The sequence below is a fragment of the Providencia sp. PROV205 genome (assembly GCF_028479505.1).
Lineage (GTDB): Bacteria > Pseudomonadota > Gammaproteobacteria > Enterobacterales > Enterobacteriaceae > Providencia > Providencia huaxiensis.
The window spans coordinates 137,628-159,370 of record NZ_JAMPNU010000006.1 but is presented as its reverse complement, the minus strand read 5'-3'; the positions used below and the strand labels follow the sequence as shown (position 1 = coordinate 159,370).

At 41.9% G+C, this 21,743-nt stretch carries 7 protein-coding genes; 4 read left to right on the top strand and 3 right to left on the bottom strand.

What is annotated here, in order from left to right; all coding sequences use genetic code 11:
- Position 1: 1 nt before the first annotated feature.
- Both fucP and rbsK read right to left on the bottom strand, forming a co-directional pair.
- A complete protein-coding gene (gene fucP, locus PR800_RS06690) occupies positions 2-1,309 on the bottom strand; it encodes an L-fucose:H+ symporter permease (protein WP_102139119.1) in 1,308 nt (435 codons plus the stop codon).
- A gap of 108 nt (positions 1,310-1,417) precedes the next feature.
- A complete protein-coding gene (gene rbsK, locus PR800_RS06685) occupies positions 1,418-2,347 on the bottom strand; it encodes a ribokinase (RefSeq protein ID WP_094961414.1) in 930 nt (309 codons plus the stop codon).
- Positions 2,348-2,515: 168 nt separating this feature from the next.
- Here rbsK and deoC point away from each other — a divergent pair, with 168 nt between their 5' ends.
- Together deoC and deoR are read left to right on the top strand one after the other, a co-directional pair.
- Positions 2,516-3,184: a deoxyribose-phosphate aldolase gene (gene deoC / locus PR800_RS06680; protein ID WP_166267291.1), complete on the top strand. Its 669-nt coding sequence runs from the start codon at positions 2,516-2,518 to the stop codon at positions 3,182-3,184.
- A gap of 55 nt (positions 3,185-3,239) precedes the next feature.
- Positions 3,240-4,019 (top strand): DNA-binding transcriptional repressor DeoR, encoded by a 780-nt coding sequence (deoR, locus tag PR800_RS06675; RefSeq protein ID WP_102139122.1) that lies wholly within the window; start codon positions 3,240-3,242, stop codon positions 4,017-4,019.
- A 42-nt stretch (positions 4,020-4,061) separates the two neighbouring features.
- Here the strand turns inward: deoR and rnz are convergent, their stop codons facing one another.
- Complete coding sequence (rnz, locus tag PR800_RS06670) at positions 4,062-4,976, bottom strand: ribonuclease Z (protein WP_166267287.1); 915 nt, start codon at positions 4,974-4,976, stop codon at positions 4,062-4,064.
- 233 nt (positions 4,977-5,209) lie between these two features.
- On the opposite strand from rnz, the gene PR800_RS06665 reads away from it, so the two are divergent.
- Positions 5,210-7,390, top strand: a complete 2,181-nt coding sequence (locus tag PR800_RS06665; protein ID WP_231068824.1) for an inverse autotransporter beta domain-containing protein — start codon at positions 5,210-5,212, stop codon at positions 7,388-7,390.
- A gap of 380 nt (positions 7,391-7,770) precedes the next feature.
- Positions 7,771-21,702 carry an invasin domain 3-containing protein gene (locus PR800_RS06660; RefSeq protein ID WP_272530435.1) on the top strand — a complete coding sequence of 4,644 codons (13,932 nt, stop codon included), beginning with the start codon at positions 7,771-7,773 and terminating at the stop codon, positions 21,700-21,702.
- The last annotated feature ends 41 nt before the right edge of the window (positions 21,703-21,743 follow it).

Genomic DNA, 21,743 nt, shown 5'->3' with positions numbered 1-21,743 from the left:
ACTATTTTGCAGCTTGTTTGGCTTTAAAGCGGCGTTCACCAACGAAGTAAAAACCGACATACACGAAGCACAGCATAGAAACGAGGAATGAAAGCTGTAATGAGTGCAGCATATCTGCGACATAGCCTTGAACTGCAGGAACAACCGCAGCACCGACAATCGCCATTACAATGACCGCTCCGGCCATTTCGGTATGCTCATTATCAACAGTATCCAAAGTACCTGCGTAGATTGTTGCCCAGCAAGGTCCAAATAGAATACTCACCATGACCGCTGCATACACTGCAGTGAAACTCGGAATAAATGCAACATAAATCAGGAACAGCGCACCAATCACCGAGTAGATAATTAGGACTTTCTCTGCATTAAAGCGAGTCATTAAAATATTGGCGATAAACTTACCAATAAAGAAACAGGCAAAGCTATACACCATAAAGTTTGAGGCATCACGTTCGTTAATATCCCCCATTTCTAGCGCTAGGCGAATAGTAAATGACCACACTGCCACTTGCATTCCGACATATAAGAACTGGGCAATAATTCCTTTTCTAAAGCGGCTATTTTTCGCTAAATATCTTAAGGTTTCTAATGCAGTAGGACGCTTATGATCTTGCGTTTCTGCCACTTTACATTTAGGAAACTTGGTAATAAGGAATAAAATCATTACCACAACCAATACCATAATCATGTAACGGTAAGGTTCGAGGGTATTCTCCAACATGGCTAACCGGAATTCATGGATTTGTTCCGCATTCATTCCCGCCATTTGGTTTTGTAAACTCTCTCCTTCGGAAAATACCAGATATTTACCCAGTAAGATCCCGCCTGCTGCGCCAATTGGGTAGAAAGTTTGGCTAATATTTAAACGCAATGTAGCGTATTGTTTAGGTCCTATCATTGAGCTGTATGTATTCGCTGCGGTTTCAAGGAAGCTTAAACCAATCGCAATGGCGAAAATCGCGGCCAAGAACATGGTGTAAGTCGCCATATGAGACGCAGGGAAGAACATGCTGCAGCCCGCGATGTATAGGATCAGCCCTACCATAATGGCATATTTATAACTGGTTTTTTTGATCACTAACGACGCTGGAATAGCGATTAAGAAATAACCACCATAGAATGCGCTTTGTACTAAAGCAGAGGCGAAGTTACTGAGTTCAAAGACACTTTTAAACTGTGTGATTAAAATATCATTTAATGCTGCTGCGCATCCCCACAATGGGAACAGGCACGATAGTAGGATAAATTGGAATAGAGGAGTCTTACTCAGGTAGCCATCCGGTAACTGAGTGATGTTCTTAATGTTCATAGTAACCCTTATATTTTTATAATTTATACCCGATGAGTGGCTATGTGGCTCTGATGACCACTTAATTATTCAAAGGGTATGTAGCTACGTTGGACTATTATTATCTAGCTATTCATTAGCTGTGTTGATTTGTACAAATTCATTAAATTGCTCAACACTTGGATAAGAAGATTGAGTTCCTTTCCCTGTCACACTGAAAGCCGAAAACATCACTGCTTTTTTCAGTGCTTCTTCAATATTCCCCGTATGGACATAGTAATGAGAGAAACAGCCGATAAAAGCATCCCCTGCACCACTGGTGTCAATCGCATTCACTTTAATTGCGGGTATATGTAACTCGCTGTCGCGAGTCATCCATAACGCCCCTTTGTCCCCTAATGTCACGATGACGTTTTTTAACCCTTTATCCAGTAAAGACTGCGCAGCGCGACGAATGTTATCCATCGTGTCGACTGGCATATTGGTTAAAATTTCTAGTTCAGTTTCATTAGGGACAAAGAAATCACATCGGCAGGCAAAATCCAGATCGAGCGTACGTTGTGCAGGCGCTGGGTTAAGCAACACAGGGATCCCATGTTTATTACCGAATGAAATCGCGTGATAAACTGTTTCAAGTTGGACTTCTAATTGCAGAACGATCAATTTACATTTTTTCAGATCTTCCGCTGCGCGATCGATATCTTCTGGGGATAAAAACTTATTCGCCCCTTTGACGATCAAAATACTGTTTGATGAATTTTGATTAACAAAAATTGGCGCAACACCACTTGAGGTACAAGGTACTTTTTCCACATAACGGGTGTTAATGCCATAAGACTCTAGATTGCGGATCGTATTATCTGCAAAAATATCATCACCGACTTTGGTTAGCATGATCACTTTTGAATTTAACTTAGCAGCAGCAACCGCTTGGTTCGCACCTTTACCACCGCAACCAATTTTGAAAGCTGGCGCTTCTAACGTTTCGCCTTCTTTTGGCATTTGATCGATGTAAGTGATCAAATCAACCATGTTTGAACCAATAACTGCTATATCCATAATGTCCCTCGTGTTAAATAAATCACATAATGATATGATAGTAACATTATCATGTTGCAAAAATATCATTTGTGATTAGGATCTCGAATAACGAATGATCAAGTGTTATATCTACCACATTTCCTCATTCTTTGTTGTCTATCCCACATTTATATAGGAAAGTTGAAAATGCAAGACTTAGCAAAATATATTGATCACACTTTACTTGCTGCGAATGCGACTGTCAGCGATATTACTAAACTGTGTACAGAAGCTGCAGAACACCATTTTGCATCTGTCTGTGTGAACACAGGTTATGTTCCTTTAGCCAGCGAACTTTTAAAAAACAGCGACGTTAAGGTTTGCTGTGTGGTAGGCTTTCCACTCGGTGCAGGATTAACTGAAGCCAAAGCATTTGAAGCCGCAGAAGCTGTGCGCCGTGGTGCTGATGAAGTCGATATGGTTATCAACATTGGCATGCTCAAAAGTGGCGACTTAGACTTTGTTCGTCGTGATATCGAAGCCGTATTTGCCGCCTGCGGTAAAGCAACATTAAAAGTTATTTTAGAAAATTGCCTGTTAACTGATGAAGAAATTACCCAAGTTTGTGAAATTTGCCGCACAATTAAAGTCGGTTTTGTGAAAACTTCAACAGGTTTCAGTACAATGGGTGCAACAGAACACCATGTCGCTCTGATGCGTAAAGTCGTTGGCGATGAAGTCGGTGTCAAAGCCTCCGGTGGTGTGCGTGACCGTGAAACTGCAATTAAAATGATTGAAGCCGGCGCAAACCGTGTAGGTGCAAGTGCGAGTGTTGCAATTGTCACAGGAACGGCAACCAAGCCGAGTGACTACTAAGTGATGGGGCGCGGTTTAACCGCGCCAATTTTGTATATCATAAAAGGATTGTAGGGTGATAGAAACTAAACAAAAAGAACGCCTTCGCCGTTTAAGTGAATGTTTAAAACGCTCAGGACGCATTCATTTAAAAGAAGCCGCTAGAATACTCGAAGTCTCAGAAATGACTATTCGACGAGACCTCAGCGCTGATACCGAAGGCCCTATCCCTATGTCGCTCCTCGGCGGCTATATTGTTTCTGTTACCCAACCTGTCAATTTAGTGTCAAATGAGCCACAAGCGGATGTTTTTACCCCAGATCAAACTGAAGAATTATATATTCCTAACCTTGCAGCGAGCATGGTGACTGAAGATGACGTGATCTTCTTTGATAATGGCATTGAAATGGCAACCTTAATTTCACTCATCCCCGAAGAGATTAATTTCACCGGTATTTGTTACTCACATAACGTTTTTCTCGCCCTTAGCCAGAAAAAAAATGCCACCGCGCTACTGTGTGGTGGGGAATATCGTCCTAAAAGTGACTCTTTTTACAACCCATCTCTCCCTTCATTACTGGATTCAATCAACCCCAAAAAAGCCTTTATTTCAGCGGCCGGTGTACATGGGAATTTTGGTGTAACTTGCTATAATCTCGATGATTTACCCATGAAGAAAAAAGCTATGGAGAAATCCATCCGTAAGATTTTATTAGCGCCCTATAACCTGTTTGATGAAGTCGCTACCGCCAATATGGGGGAATTATCACAATTTGATGTGATTGTCACAAACCGGCAGCTTTCTGATGAATATGAAACATATTGCCGTAATGGCTTTGTGAAAGTGATTTATTAAAACCATCAATAGATTTAGCGGGCAACCTATTGCCCGCCAACATTAGATCTTCACCGTCAAATAATCTTCTGCGATTTCCGTTTGAGGGAATACTGACTGGCACTGTGCCAATAACCTTGGAATATCCTCACTCGTATAGCGGCCACTCAAATGAGTGGCAATAAAACGTTTTACTCCCGCTTCACGTGCTAGCTCCGCCGCTTGTACTGTCGTCGAGTGCCCACGCTCATTGGCTTTTTCGGCGAATTCAGCCTCTAGTGTCGTTTCATGGATCATTACATCGGCATTTTTCGCGAGCGCCAGCGCTTGCTCTGTCGGTTGAGTGTCTCCAAAAATCGCAACGACTTTACCGGGTACGGGCTCACCGAGGTAATCAGCGCCATTAACGACTCGCCCGTCATCAAGAATTATCGTTTCTCCCGCTTTAAGCGCTTGCATCCAAGGGCCTCGAGGAATATTGTCATTGGCTAATTTGACTGCATCTAATGCACCACTCTTCGGGTACTCCTCAATACGATAGCCATAGCACTCAACACGGTGGTCAAGGGCATAAGCCGTTACAATTAACTCCCCATCATCAAATAACTGCCCAGCTTCAATTTCAACGATTTCCAACGGGTATGTCATATAAGACATACTCACCGCTAATACCGTTTCAATATATTGCTTTAACCCTTTTGGACCATAAACCGTCAGCGGGTCTGTCGCTCCCCCCATTGAACGGCTACATAACAAGCCGGGTAGACCAAAAATATGGTCGCCATGTAAATGGGTAATAAATATTTTCTCAATTTTTGGCGTTTTAAATGGGCTATTTAAAATGCGATGCTGTGTCCCTTCGCCACAATCAAATAACCAATAGCTTTTACGAATACCGACCAAATTTAATATCATACTGGTGACATTGCGCTCTTTTGTCGGCACCCCAGCACTGGTTCCTAAAAATGTTAACTCCATAACTTCCTCATCTAATTTGTTGTTTTTATTATGGTAAGATTTTTTCCAATAAAAAATCATTTATTTTAATCTGTATAATATTCTGTATTTTTTGATTATCAACCAAAGCCAGTTATTCCAAATATTTCCAATATACAAATCGTGTTTCCGTATTCATCCAATCAATTCACAAGCACTGAGCACTGTCTAGCCTGAAAATAGCCATGTTAATATTGATATCAGGAATATGCTCGATGAATCCCCCTTCGTCAAAATTGAAACCTAAATTACCGAACTGCTTGCTATTCTCAACGGCAATTTGGTCTACGGCTATTGTGCCAATGGTGCCAAGCTATGCCCAAATCGCCCATTTAGACGATTTACCTACACTCGGTAGTAATGCTATTCAATTTGAAGGACCCCAACCCGAAGCCCAACTTGAAGATAGTACTGAACGTTTTTTAGCGGAATATGGGCAAAATGCCGCAAACTTTGCTTCTGAAGAAAAAAACACCCAAAATCTTGCCGATATGGCACAAGATTACGCTCGCCATAAAGCGGCTAACATCGCTACAGATGAAATAACACATTGGTTATCCAAAGCCGGTAATGCCAGGCTCAATATTAATCTCGATAAAAAATTGTCAATTAAGGCTTCTCAATTAGATTGGCTAGTACCTTGGTATGATCAACACGATTTGTTGTTATTTTCTCAGCACAGTATTCACCGTACTGATGGCCGGTTACAGACCAATAACGGTATTGGTTTACGTCATTTCCAACAAAATAGCATGATCGGGGTGAATGCTTTCTTTGATCATGATTTATCCCATTACCATTCGCGCTTAGGGCTTGGAGTCGAGTATGCTCAAGATTACGTTCGAATGAGTGCGAATAGCTATTTAGGGCTATCGGCTTGGCGTAGTGCGTCCGAATTAGCCTATGATTATAACGCACGACCAGCAAACGGTTGGGACATTCAAGTTGAAGGTTGGCTCCCTACGTATGCCAATTTAGGTGCGAACCTAAAACTGGAACAATATTATGGTGATGACGTGGCTTTATTTGGTAAAGATGAGCGTCAGAAAAACCCAATAGCGGCTACTGTAGGCATCAATTGGTCCCCATTCCCTCTCCTTGCGCTAAATACAGAACATAAAATAGGTAATAGAGGAACAAATGAAACAAGTGCAAAAATTGCCTTCAATTGGTTGTTAGGAAGAAGCTTAGCACAACATCTTGATGCTTCCGCGATAGAAGCTACTCGTCATATTTCCAGTAACCGCTATGATTTTGTTAACCGTAATAACAATATTGTGTTGGAGTACCGAAAGAAAACGTTAATTTCACTCTCATTACCGAAAGTTATTCAGGGTATGACAGGAGAAGAACTCTCTATTATCCGCAATTTAACCACGAAATACCCGCTAGAAAAAATAGTGATAGAAGCCCCTGAATTGATAGCCGCTGGGGGAGAAATTCACCTTAATGGCATAGAAAGCTCAGTAAAACTGCCATCTTATAAAATTGCCAGCAATGCTTTTAAAAACCAACAACTCAACCTTTATCGTTTAACCGTAACGGCTTATGACACCAATGGAAATGTTTCTCCACAAGCGGAAACGTTAATTGAAGTTACCAATACCGGTGCTCTCACCATCACCCATAAAAATACCGTAAAAAGAAATAATGCCGTCGCTAACGGTAAAGACGCAAATACATTCGCCGTAGTAATTAAAGATGCTCTTGGTCACCCAGTCCCCAATGCAAAAGTCAGCTTCACACTGCCTGCAAGCCTTAAATCTATTGATCAAAAAAACATGGGGTATTATTCATTACTTAATCATTTTATGTGGAAAGCCCAAGCGACAAAATCAGTTTCTGAACAACCCTATAGCATCGTTGCCAATAGTAAAGGTGAAGCCTCTATTCAATTCACCTCTTTTATATCAGGAAGTTATGCCATAAAAGCAAATACGGAACATGGCATAGAAATAAATGAAATGTTTAACTTTAAACCCGATATTAGCCAGTCATTCATTGGTAGCATTGATATCATCCAAGACAATGCAGTCGCTGATGGGATCAGTAAAAACAAAATTAAACTGCATATTGTGAATAATAGCCGACAAAGCATCGCTGGGGCACAGGTTCATTTTGAAGCACCAAATGGCGTTATCTCACCAACTAAATTGACTGATGAATATGGAAATACAGAATTAGAAATCAGCAGTTTAGCCGAAGGCTCCATGGATATCATTGCTACCTTAAATGGCGATAGCCGAACAATACAAGTTAATTTTCTAAGGAATGCATCTGCGATAAATATTCAGCCAAGCACAGGAACTCTTTTCAAATCGCCAGTAAGTGAACAAAACAGCCATCCACGCACACCGTTAGGTTTGCTAAAGCAGCTATTTCAAAAAATGGGATAACGCTGTTCGCTGTAAAATAGACTTAATTTAGTTGTTTTTTCAGTATCAAAATTGCCCCTGATGGGGCTTTTTAAATTCAACTAACCTAGCTTATGACTTTATTGAATCGCGACTAAATTTACTCTCCTTACCAATCCAATATCGCATGTTTTATAAGCTAGTGGCTTGTTTTCATTCAAGTAAGGTTTATTCCCAATCGATAGAAATACTTTAATATAGGCGAAGAGACTATTTTTTAGCATTATTAATAAAAGCTGCCCATTCCGTGTTATTCCACCTTGTAAATTCCGCTTCTGTTTAAGTCAAACTAATTCACAAGCTCTTACCTATATAAGCATTCAACAATAACCCAGTTAATATTGAAACTAGGAATAAATTGAATGAACCCCGCTACGTCAACCACAAAGCCAACCATGAGACATAAAATCTCAAATGGTTTTGTGCTCTTTACTGCAATATGGTCTTCGGCCATCATGCCGGTTATACCAAGCTATGCAAAAATGCTCACACCTGATGACCTACCTACTCTGGGAAGTGACCCCGTTCTAACCGATGATGATAAAACAGAGAAGCTGGTTGCTGAATATAGCCAAAGTGCTGCGCGTTTTATCTCTGGTAAGAAAAAAGCGGCAGATCTTGCTGATATGGCACAAGACTTCGCTCGCAGTAAAGCCACAAATGCGGCAACAGATGAGATAAATCGTTGGTTATCCAAAACCGGTAATGCCAAATTCAGTGTTGACGTAGATAAAAAATTAACCATTAAAAATACCCAATTAGATTGGTTAATTCCTTGGTATGACAGTACAGATTTATTATTGTTTACCCAACATAACATTCACCGTACTGATGGCCGATTACAAACCAATAATGGTATTGGGGTTCGTCGCTTTACCCCAGAGAGTATGATGGGCGTCAATGCCTTTTTTGATCATGACTTATCTCGCTACCACTCTCGCCTAGGTTTCGGGGCAGAGTACGCTCAAGATTTCTTAAAACTGAGTGCCAATACCTATTTACGTACATCAGCATGGCGTAGCGCTCCTGAATTAAAGAATGACTACAATGCCCGCCCGGCTAATGGATGGGATTTACACGCTGAGGGCTGGTTGCCTTCTTACCCAAATATTGGCGGAAGCCTTAAATTTGAGCAGTATTTTGGCGACGATGTCGCCCTATTTGGCAAAGATAAGCGCCAGAAAGACCCTCTTGCCACAACAGTTGGTATAAACTGGACTCCATTCTCACTGGTAACTTTAAGCGCAGAACAAAAAATCAGTGGTGGATTAAGTGAAACTAATGCCAAAGTCCAGTTCACTTGGGCACTGGGTAAGAGCCTCGCAGAACAGCTTGACCCAAGTAAAGTGGGTGATGCTCGTCGTTTAATGGGCAGTCGCTATGATTTTGTGAATCGTAATAACAATATCGTACTAGAATACCAAAAGAACACCCTGATAACCCTATCATTACCCTCAATAATCCAAGGGAAGACAGGGGAATTATTACCTTTAATTAATACCCTCAATACCAAATATCCGTTAGATCAATTAGCCGTACAAGCACCTGAATTTTTAGCCGCTGGGGGCGAAATAATCCTCGACGGAGCGTCTACAAGAGTCAAATTGCCGTCTTATAAAGTGGCAATGACCGAACAAGAAAGGAAGAAAATCAACCTTTACCGATTCACGGTAACAGCCTCTGACAGCAAAGGAAATATTTCACCACAGGCCACAACTTTGGTTGAAGTTACAAACTCCGGCGTATTATCAATTAACCCAAATGAGGTTATCAAACAAGGAAATGCGGTTGCTAACGGCCAAGATATTAATAAATTAACGATTACGGCCAGAGATAGTTTAAATAATATCGCGCCAGACTCAACAGTGACATTTATTCTCCCGGCAGGACTTAAATTCGTCACACAAAAAGCCACCTCTTCAAGAATGGCGTTTAGCAATTTATTCAAAAAAATGCAGGCGGCAAAATCAACTGATAAACAAAAATATAAAATTGCCACCAATATCAAAGGGGAAGCTTCGATTCAATTCACCACTTTGACTACGGGTGAACACCGAATTCAGGTAGTGCCAAATGGCGGCGTTCCCATTGAAACCACCTTTTTCTTTATTGCCGATACGCATCAAGCGCATATTAAGCATTTTAATATCCTCAATGATAATGCGATAGCCGATGGGACATCCAATAACAAAATTCAATTCCATGTTACTGATGATAATGCACACCCCATTAAAGACGCTGTACTGCAACTTGAGGCAAGAAATGCCACAGCCAAGCAGCTAAGCCCAACCGATGAACAGGGTAACACTGAAGTCGAGGTAAAAAGCCAAGTCGCAGGGCCTGCCAAAATAACGGCAACACTGAATGAACAAAGCGTCACGGTAGAAACCCATTTTGTATTTGGTCAATTAGCCCATGTCACGATTGTCGACCTTGCACAAGCCGCTGCTGGCACAGACAGCACGATTACCATTTCACTGACTGATACAAACAACAACCCTATTTCTGGAGCTGATGGTTCTGTCATCGTGAACATCGATGGCAAACCAACACCAATTACTATCACGGAAAACCGTCCTGGTAGTGGTATCTACACCGGAAAATTACCGGGACAACATACTGGTACGCCAAGTATCACCGTCACCATTGATGGGCAAACCTCCTCTCCAGAAACGTTAATTGTTGAGCAGCCAAAACCAATCTCCCCAAACAACTCAAGCGGCACAGGCCAAAAAGGGGAAAAAGGCGTTATTGAAAATATCGTCGTCACTCCAAACCGAACCCACGGTTTACAATCGGGAGATACTCTTGACGTCACTGTAACCATTACTGATGGATTTAATAATGGACTTACGGGTTTAAACACCAATGACATCGATATAGGTCAACATAAAGGCGATACGCTGATATGGACGGATAATGGCGACGGGTCTTACACCACCACTTTGCCATTAACGGAGATCGGAACCAATGATTTAACCGCTTCTATTAATGGCACCACTAGCTTGAAAACGGATATTCAGGTCGCTAATGCCACTGGGACTATTCATGTTGATAAAGTCAAAATCATTAAAGTAGAAAAACCAGCAGCAGGTGTAGATAGCACTATAACCCTCGAGTTAACCGATAAACATAGCAACCCCGTTGTTGGTGAAACAGAAGTGACTGTCAATATTGATGGCCAAGCACATACTTTGCCAGTGACAGAAACATCTCCAGGTATTTATGACGTCATTATTCAGGGTCAACTCGCAGGCAACCACATTGTTTCTGTTATCGTTAATGGGGAAGGATCACCAAAAGAGCCACTTATTGTTGATAAATCACGGCCTGTTAAACCTAAAGACCCAAGCGGTGCAGGGCAAAAAGGCGAACTAGGTGTTATCGATAATATCGTTATCACGACAGGCGATACTAGCCATCTGCAATCTGGCGATAAACTTGAGGTCGTCGTTTCCATTACTGATGCATTTAACAACGGCTTGTCAGGCTTAGACACCAATAATATCAATGTTGGTAAACACAAAGGCGATACATTGGTATGGGTTGACAACGGTGATGGCTCTTACACCACCACCTTGCCACTAACCGACATCGGCAATAATGACCTTACCGTTTCCATCAATGGTACTAAGAGCCCGCAAAAACAAGTCCAAGTTAGCAATGCCAAAGGAAAAGACAAAGTCAGTAAAGTTGAAATTATTCAAACAGAAAAACCCGCCGCAGGTTCAACCAGCACACTAACCGTTCAATTAACCGATAACAACGGTAACTCAGTAGTCGGTGAAACTGAAATGACCGTGAATATTGATGGCAAACCACATACTCTCCCCGCGAAAGAAGGGAAACCCGGTATCTATGAGGTCACGCTGCCAGCACTGCAAGCAGGTAATCATCAAATTACTGCCGTGATAAATGGCCAAAGCTCCCCTAAAGATACTTTAGAAGTGCAAAAACCGACCCCAATTAGCCCGAATAATTCGAATGGTACAGGCCAACAAGGTGAGAAAGGCGTTATCGACAAAGTCGCAATCACACTTGATCACACTCACCGTTTTGAATCCGGTAATCCTCTTGAAATCACGGTTGCGGTAACTGATGCCTTTGGTAACGGCTTAGCTGGCTTAAATACTGATAACATCGATATCGGTAAACACAAAGGAAATACCTTAAGCTGGGTAGATAATGGTGATGGCTCTTATACCACTACCTTGACCTTAACCGACGTTGGTAGCAATAATTTAACTGCCTCCGTCAATGGTGCCCATAGCCCAAATACAGAAGTTCAGGTCAATCATGCCGTAGGCGCTTCCCATGTCGATAAGGTAAAAATCACCAAAACAGAAAAACCGGCGGCTGGTACAAATAGTATTGTAACTATCGAATTAACCGATAAATATGGCAACTCGGTTGTCGGTGAAAAAGAAATTACCATTCATATTGATGGACAAGCCTATAAACGTCCTGCAAAAGAAGGTAAACCCGGGATTTATGAGGTTAGCCTACCCGCACTGCAAGCGGGCAATCACAACATTAGCGCGAGTGTGAATGCCCAACACTCAACTGACACAACCTTAGTGGTCGCAAAACCAACTCCAATTAAACCAAATAGCAATGGTAAACCGGGAGAAAAAGGCGTGGTCAATAGTATTGCTATGACGACAGGCAATACCAGTAACTTACAGTCTGGCGATCAACTTGAAATCACCGTGACCATCACCGACGCTTTTAATAACGGTTTAATTGAGCTAAATACAATTACCCTTGACGGATTTAACGGCAAGCCAGTCTGGACGGATAATGGCGATGGCTCTTATACGGCGACTCTCACACTGACTGAAGTTGGCGATAAAAACTTAATTGCTTCTATCAGCAATCATAAAACCGCTGTAACACCGCTCCAAGTTAGTCACGCGTCGGGTCAAAATAACGTCAGTAAAGTTGAAATCACCAAAATAGAAAAAGCAGATGCAGGTTCAAATGGCACTCTAACTGTTCAATTAACCGATAAAAATGGCAATCCAGTGGTCGGTGAACAGGAAATGGTTATTGAGATTGATGGCACCCCACACACCTTGCCAGCAAAGGAAGGGAAACCGGGCATTTATGAGGTCACGCTACCCGCACAGCAAGCAGGTGATCATAACATTATAGCCACGGTAAATGGCCAAAGCTCAGTTAAAGATACTTTAGCGGTGAAAAAACCAACCCCAATTAGCGCGAAAAACTCAAGCGGAACAGGTGCTCATGGTGAACGAGGCGTTATCAATAACCTAACCATGACAACAGGTGATATCTCACGTCTGCAATCAGGTGACAAACTGGATATCACTGTCACCATCTTCGATGCATTTAATAATCCGTTAACGGCTCTCGACGCCAGTAATATCATTTTGGATGGATACAAGGCAAGCTCGCTGAAATGGTTAGATAAAGGTAATGGCGCTTACACGACTTCGTTGCTGTTAACACAAACTGGCTCCAATAATATCGCGGCATCTATTAATGGTCATAAATCACAACAATTCCCTATTACAGTGAGTAATACGACGGATATCAATCGAGTTGCTAACGTCGAACTTGAAACAATCATCCCGAGTGATACAGGTGAAAACCAAATTATCACCGTAAAAGTCACTGATAAATATCAGCACCCCGTCACCATGATTAGCAGCATGATAACAGCAAATATCGACGGCCAGTCAACATCGATTGTTTTAACAGAGTCACTCACTCAAGCAGGTATTTATACAGGAACGTTACCTGTACAAAATACGGGTAAATATACCGTTAAAGTGACGGCGAATAATAAAACTGCATCAAAAATTTGGACAGTTAAAACCCCTGCAACCATAACCGTGAAAGACAAAAATGGAAGTGGTATAGGAAATCAGCGTGGCGTCATTAAAACCGTTACATTGGCTTCATCAGCGGTTAACGACCTAAAATCAGGGCAGTCATTACAATTAACCGTGACACTTAAAGATGCATTTGGTAACCCCCTTGAAGGGCTCAGTGGCGCGAGTATTCAGTTAAATCATCGACAACCTAGCAATCGCTCTGTGACTTGGATAGACCTCCGCAACGGCGACTACACGGCTCTTTTGCCTCTCACCAAAATTGGCCAAGATACTTTAACCGTGAAAGTGAACAAAATAACCACTTCCCCACTGAATATTAACGTGGGAAGTGCTATTGGAACCTCGCAAATCAAGCAAGTTAAAATCAAAGATATCGCTAAACCCGCTGCAGGTGAAACGAGTTCCATCACACTATCAATCACTGATACCAATGATCAACCCATTACAGGGATAGATAGTAACGCGGTCATCTCTATTGATGGCACTGAAGAATTGTTTAAAATCACGGAAACAACCAATAGCAAAGGAACCTATACTGGCACGCTTTCTGGCCAAAAATCAGGCGTTCATAAAATTATTGCCACTGTTGGTGGTGTTAAATCCACAGAATCAACCTTAACCGTTAGCGCTCCTTCCCCCATTGCTATCAATCATGGTGGTAAACCACATTATCGCGGTGTCGTTAACCGTACAACACTCGCCATTTCCCCAAATAATAACCTAAAATCTGGCGGTGCGTTAAAGCTAACCGCGATATTAGAAGATGCCTTTGGTAACCCATTAACTGGCGTTGATTTAGCGCAATCACTCACCCATAAACAAGCGGGTAAAGCCACTTGGATAGCACAAAAAGATGGAAGCTATACGGCTAACTTAGTTTTAACGCAATTAGGGCAAGATCACTTATTTATCACCGTAAATAACATACAAAGCCCAACCATTGTTATTGATGTCAAACCACAGTTAGGCAATAACGCGATTCATAAAATCGATATTAATGATATTACCAACGCAGCCGCTGGTGCAGAAAGCACCTTCACGGTGGTATTGGCCGATGCTCAAGGTAACTTAATCGACGGTGTCCAAAGTGTTGAGGTCACCATCGGTAAGCAAAAACCAGAAAGCATTAATGTCACTCAACAAGCAGATGGCCGCTACATAGGGAAATTATCTGGGCAACAAAGTGGCTCTTATGACGTGGTTATTAGCGCCAATCAACAAAATTCGGCTAAAAAAACATTCGCCGTGACAAAACCTGATACAGTCACTGCGACCTCAGATGGAAGTGGCAAAAAAGACCAGCGTGGCGTCGTTAGCCATGTTGAACTGAAAAGCGCATCAGTAAGTTCGGTATCTGGCCATCATTTACAGCTCACTGTCGAGCTAAAAGATAGCTTTAATAACCCATTAAAAGGCGTCTCCAGCAACCACATTGCACTAACGCACAAGCAAGCAAGTCATGTGGTTTGGACCGACCATAACAACGGCCAATACACCGCGACCTTGCCATTAAAGGTACTGGGAAGCGATGTATTAACCGCCACCGTTAACGGTATCAATAGTTCGGTAGCAAATATTACCGTGGAAAATACTGCTGATATTAAACAGGTGAGTAAGCTAATCGTCGCGACGATTGCACCATCTGCAGCGGGAACAGAACAGCAAATCACCGTACAAGCCGTTGATGCCAATAACCATGGTGTGACTCAAATTGAGAATAACATCAACGTTACCCTCAATGACAAGCCACTTAATTTAACATTTGTTGAATCGAAAACCATTAAGGGCACTTACACTGCAACCCTACCAGCCCAAAAAACCGGTAACTATACCGTCAAGGCCAGTGCCAATAAGAAGGAAACGCAACAAACTTGGCAGGTTACTGCCGCCAAAACGATTCAAGCAACAAAAACTGATGGCTCAGGTGTTCAAGGCCAAGCCGGTGTGGTGAATACCGTTGCGCTCGCTGCGACAAACGCACCAAACTTTAAATCCGGTGATACCGTAAAACTCACGCTAACCTTAAAAGATGCGTTTGATAATGCGCTTAGCGACATTGATGTTAAAAACATCACATTAGCGCATAACCAAACCGGTAAAGTGACTTGGGTTGATCACCATAATGGCACCTACACCGCTGATTTACCGTTAAAGACACTGGGTAAAGAGCGCTTAGTGGCGATGGTTAACCAGATAAAAAGTACGCCAGTTGACATCAACGTTGAAAATGCAATTGGAAGCAACCGCACCCATCAGGTTGATATTGTTAATATCGCCAGTCCGCAAGCCGGTGCCGAAAGCCACTTTGCAGTATCCTTGACCGATATAAACAGCCTCACAGTCATGGGGATCACTGAGGTCACTGTGAATATTGCGAAACAACAACCACTAAATATTGCCGTCACTCAACAAACAGATGGCACCTATACAGGGAAATTACCGGGACAACAAAGTGGGGTTTATAGTGTCGTTATCACTGCCAATAATAAACCATCCACGGCAAAAACACTCACAGTGACAGAACCTGATACAGTCGCTGCGACCTCAAATGGAAGTGGCAAGAAAGACCAGCGCGGCGTCGTTAGTCATGTTGAACTGAAAACCGCATCAACAAGTTCAGTATCTGGTGATCATTTACAGCTCACTGTCGAGCTAAAAGATGGCTTTAATAACCCATTAAAAGGCGTCTCCAGCAACCACATTGCGCTGAAGCACAAGCAGGCAGGTCATGTCGTTTGGACTGACCATAACAATGGCCAATACACCGCGACCCTGCCATTAAAGGTATTGGGAAATGATGCATTAGTCGCCACCGTTAACGGCATCGATAGTTCACCAGCAAACATCACCGTGACAAATTCCACCGATATCAAGCAAGTTAATCAACTGGTTATTGCCGCTATCGCCCCATCGGCAACCGGCTCAGAGCAAACCATTAGCGTACAAGCGGTTGATGGCAATCATCATGGTGTGACACTCATTGCGGATGACATTAAAATTACGCTCAATGATAAGCCACTTAACTTAACATTTGTTGAATCGAAAACGGATAAAGGCACTTATATCGCCACTTTACCTGCACAAAAAACAGGGAATTATCTGGTTAAAGTGACCGCCAATAAACAGGAAACTCAACAAACTTGGCAAGTTACTGCCGCCAAAACGATTCAAACAACAAAAACCGATGGTTCAGGTGTTCAAGGCCAAGCCGGTGTAGTGAATACCGTTGCGCTCGCTGCGACAAACGCACCAAACTTTAAATCCGGTGATACCGTAAAACTCACACTAACCTTAAAAGATGCGTTTGATAATGCGCTTAGCGGTATTGATGTTAAAAACATCACATTAGCGCACAACCAAACCGGTAAAGTGACTTGGGTTGATCACCATAATGGCACCTATACCACTGATTTAACCTTAAAAACACTGGGCAAAGACGCATTACGTTCCACCGTTAATGGAATTAGCAGCCAAGCTGTCGATATTGAAGTAATAAAGAGTGACGAGGTCAATACAGTCAAGAATGTTGATATCTTATCTCTCCCTACACAAATCGCGGGAATGGACAGCACATTAATTGTTGCACTGACAGATGTAAATAATCACTCCGTCACAGGTATCAAAGAGGTCACAGTTAAAGTCGATAATAAGCATTCATCGACGATCCCTGTAGCGCCACTCAATAATGGTAACTATATTCTCACGCTACCGGCGAAACAAAGCGGCTCCTATGACATTATTGTTACAGCTAATAATATCAATTCAGTTGCTAAAACATTGACGGTGGCGGTTCCAAACACCATCGTTGCCACTAACCATCAAGGAAATGGAATTAAGGGCCAACGCGGGGTTGTTGCTAAAGTGCAATTTAATACCGCACCGTCTGGCACCCAACCAGCCGGTACCTTGCTAGCATTAACTGTAATGTTAGAAGATAGCTTTGGTAATTCGCTGACGGGTGTCAACAGTCTCGCTATCACTCACCAACAATCAGGCTCTGTCATATGGAAAGACAATGCGGATGGTACTTATACCGCTGACTTATTATTAAGCAAGCTAGGCACTGACACCTTAAAAGTCACAGCCAATGGTATAAGCCAATCACAGGTTATTGATGTTGAAGCGCCACTGGGTAAATCTGTCGTAAATCATGTGGCATTAAAGGCGGCCAATCTGACGTTTAAGGTAGGTGACACCGTCGAATTACAACTGACATTGGCTGATAGCCATGGCAATGGTGTTGAAAAGGTACAAACCAACGACATTCAATTAGAGCATAATCATACGCTTGTTCCTAAGTTGGTCTGGTTAGAGAAAGGCGCAGGTATTTACACAACGACACTCCCTCTGCATAAACAAGGGAAAAACACCTTTGTAAGCCGAGTTAATCACCAAACCAACGCCCCACTGACGATTGATGTCAGCGCACTAACAGACCCAACACAGGTAAAAACGGTTGAGCTCAAGGCCAATACAAACCAACTGACTGTAGGTAGTAAAACAGAGTTGACACTGATATTAGCAGACCAATGGGATAATGGCGTTGAAGGGATCGCCGCTAAAGATATCACCATAAATGATGCGCATACTAAGAAAGATCTTGCAGGCTTAGTTTGGGTTTCAAAAGGTAACGGGGTCTATACCGCACCCATTACCCTATCAATGGCAGGTATTCATTCACTGAGAGCTAAAGTTAATTTACAACATAGTAAAAATATATTAATTGAAGCGAAGCCTTCCACTGACTCAAACCGAGTTCGCAATATAACGCTATCAGCGACATCAAATATGATCACTGCGGGTGATGAAGTCTCTTTGTCCTTGAAAGCAACTGATATGGATAACAACCCGGTTATTCATATCAACAATAATACAATCACACTGACTGATAACAAGAAGCCAGTTAACGTGATCTGGAATGAAGATAACCATGGATTAGGGATCTACACAACTCGCATCATGCTCAGTGACGTTAAGACGCATACTCTGATGGCTGGTATTGATCAATTTACAGATACAGCAACTATCACGGTCAATTCACCAACAGGTAAAGATGCAGTGAAGACCATCGCCATTTCACCAATAGCCAACAGTGATGCAGGACAATCATCACCGCTATCTATTGATTTAACTGATGCATATGGCAACCCGGTTAAAAATGTCTCCAGTAGCGATATTACTGTGACCATTGATGGGCAAAAACAAGACATCCTCTTTATGGAAAAAAATGTGTTAAATAAATATATCGCCCAACTTCCCACCGCTAAAGCTAGCCGCTATAAAATAGCAGTGGAAGTCAACGGCCAGTCAGAAAGTACCGAATGGGTCGTCAATCCGCCGATAGAAATCCCAATCACTTCTTATGATAAAGACCGTTTACGAGGCTCGCTAGAGACTATTTCTATCACCAGTAATACCCCCACTAACAGTGCCAACTCAGGCGATAAAGTGACCTTAACTGTCGGACTAAAAGATAAGTTCGATAACAAACTGACTGGTGCGGCAAACTCATTAAAATTATTAACTAACTTACATTCAGCCTCAACATGGAGAGAACTCCGCGGCGGGCTATATACTCAAGAACTCACCATGAATAAGCTACATAAGCAGTCTATTCAAGTCGTAGTAGATAAACTACTCAGCGATAAGCTTGAGCTAACCGTTGCTCCTGCCAAAGGGGTAAATAAGGTGCATAAAACCACTCTTGAAACCGATGAAGGTACTATTGAGGCAGGTAAAGAAGTGCAATTAACATTAGCCTTAACGGATAGTGTTGATAACGGTGTTATTGATATCGATACAGGGGCTATTCAGCTCACCAATAATGGAAAACTAGCCAACGTTACATGGGCTAATCCACAAGATGGCGTGTATACCACCAAGCAGCAGTTAAGCACTGTTGGTAATTATCAGTTTAAAGCCACCGTAAATAACCGCTCAAGCCGTATCCAAACCGTGGAAGCAACCTATCCAAGTGGGAAAGATGTGGTGAAATCCGCAAAAATGACCACAAACGCAAATACGTTTGATGCAGGTAAAAAGGTTGACTTAACGTTAGAACTAAAAGACCAATATGGCAATTTGGTTACTGGCGTCAATGGCGCTGATATTGTGTTAAAAGACAGCCATACCGCAGAAACTATTGATAGCAGCAATATTGCTTGGAAAATGGAATCGGTGGGCGTGTATAAAGCCACTTTACCATTAACCAAAGTCGGTAAACACACATTAACAGCGACGGTGAATAAACAAGATGCCAATACCAAGGAAGTCACGGTAAAAGCGTTGAAAGGGGCTAGCAATGTTAAGGAGATCAAATTAACCACGGTGGCAACTTCAGTCAATGCAGGGGAAAGCACCTCATTAATCCTCACCATGCTCGATAACTATGGTAATGAAGTGGCAGATATCACATCGAAAGATATTATGTTCAAAAATACCGACAGCACGATTAACACTAAAGCAGCGTGGGTGAAAGCATCTTCACACGGTAGTGTCTATACGGCTCAGGTCACGCTAGAGAAAGTTAAAAAGCACACATTATCGGTTGAGGTAAATAAACAGGTAAAAAATATCGAAATTGATGTAAAACCGCAAGAAGGTGCCAAAAATGTCGCGAAAGTTGAGTTAAATGCACCAAAAATAGTGGCAATTAATGCTGACGTTGAGCTTCAACTCAGCCTAAAAGATAAATTCGGTAATGGTGTTGTCGCGGTTAATATTTCTGATATCACACTGGAACATTTAAATACATTAATACCAATAGCTTGGGTTGAAGGCAATGAGGGTAAGTACACATCCAGCGTAGCGCTAACTGAAGCCAAAGCACATCCACTAACAGCCAAGGTTAATGGACACTCTTCAGATGCCACTATCAGTGTTGAAAGCCCGAAAGGTGTTAAACATGTAGCCAAGATCAGTATGAAGTCTTCAATAACCGCTGATAGTTCAGGGAAATTAACTACCCTGCCAGGGCAAGAGTTCAAGTTAACATTCACATTAACTGACCAATATTACAATGGCGTCACTGGATTAAAAGAAACCGATATCAACTTAACTGATACTCAAAAACCAAGTTCAGTGCTAATAACGGCATGGCAAGAAAATACACTGAAGAAAGGTGAATACAATGCCACTGTATCACTGACTCAAACAGCCCAACACAAGCTGACAGCAAAAGTGAATACTGTTTCGGATACTGCACAGATAATGGTGACCCCATTCAGAGACACCAGTTACATTGCAACCGTTGAATTAAAACTTGATAAAACTAATACCAATATGGGTAAAACATATAATGTTGAGTTAAAAATCAAGGATAAATACGGTAATGATGTATTTATTAATGACAGCGATATTGCAATACATAATAAAAATCAAAAATCATCAGCTATTCAAGAGAAGTGGGATATAACAAGTGACACTTTCACTCGCCAATATAAAGGAACGCTCAGTTTTACAAAACCTGGAGAGTATATAATTTCAGCAGGTGCAGGCAATGCACATAGTAAACCTGAAGTGGTTACTATTGAAGCTGGCGCACCTGTATTTGCCCCAGGGAAAAGCTCACTCACTGCGAGTACCTATGAAACAAGCACAACTGATATCAAACCTACCACGATACAGCTAACGCTTAAAGATGATAATGGTCATTTGATTACAGGGAAAAAGCCAAAAATAGAAATCACATCAAACATAATGTATGGGCAGATATCAAAGGATATGATAGAAAACTCGGCAGGAGTATACACTGTTGAGTACAAAAACAATTCTGATTCAGAAATTGCTAACATCAAATTACTCAATAGCTCCATTGGTTATACGGGTAGTGAGCAGTCTATCCAAATTATCAATTACGACAAAATATCAATTACACCGTTAGGTACTAAGGAAGCCTATGCGGTTGATAAGCAATTCCCTTCTACCGGATTTACTGGAGCACAATTTGCCATCAAACCTTCACTAGGTACCGCATCTAACTATAACTGGGAGGTTGACCAAAAGTGGTTATCTATTGATAGCAAAGGAGTTGTGACACTGAATAAACACCCGGAAGGTCGCAACACTGCAAAAGTCACCATCACAGGAAGACCTAAAACGACTAATAGCAAGAATATGGTATATACCTTTAACATGAATAAGTGGTTTAGCACAGGGGCACAATTGGATTTTCATAATGTAATGAAATATTGTACTAATTCTCAAAGAATAGCCACACCAGAAGATCTAAAACACAGTAAGATCTCGCTATTCACCCAGTGGACAGAGAAAACCATTAACGACAACATAAAACTAGACCAAATAGCAGCACAAGACTGGATTTGGATAATGAACCAGAATCATATAACCTTATACAATCTACGAACACATAAGTACCTAACCAATCCTTTTAATGCCGGTGAGCGTGGTCTGGTGTGTGTTAAAGAGTATTAATTGCAATTAGCTTTAACTTATTGTTATTTATATCTCATCAG

Coding starts and splice junctions, on each gene's coding strand:
- deoC (WP_166267291.1), top strand. CDS start 2,516: ATGCAAGACTTAGCAAAATATATTGATCACACTTTACTTGCTGCGAAT.
- rnz (WP_166267287.1), bottom strand. CDS start 4,976: ATGGAGTTAACATTTTTAGGAACCAGTGCTGGGGTGCCGACAAAAGAG.
- PR800_RS06665 (WP_231068824.1), top strand. CDS start 5,210: ATGAATCCCCCTTCGTCAAAATTGAAACCTAAATTACCGAACTGCTTG.
- fucP (WP_102139119.1), bottom strand. CDS start 1,309: ATGAACATTAAGAACATCACTCAGTTACCGGATGGCTACCTGAGTAAG.
- PR800_RS06660 (WP_272530435.1), top strand. CDS start 7,771: ATGAACCCCGCTACGTCAACCACAAAGCCAACCATGAGACATAAAATC.
- rbsK (WP_094961414.1), bottom strand. CDS start 2,347: ATGGATATAGCAGTTATTGGTTCAAACATGGTTGATTTGATCACTTAC.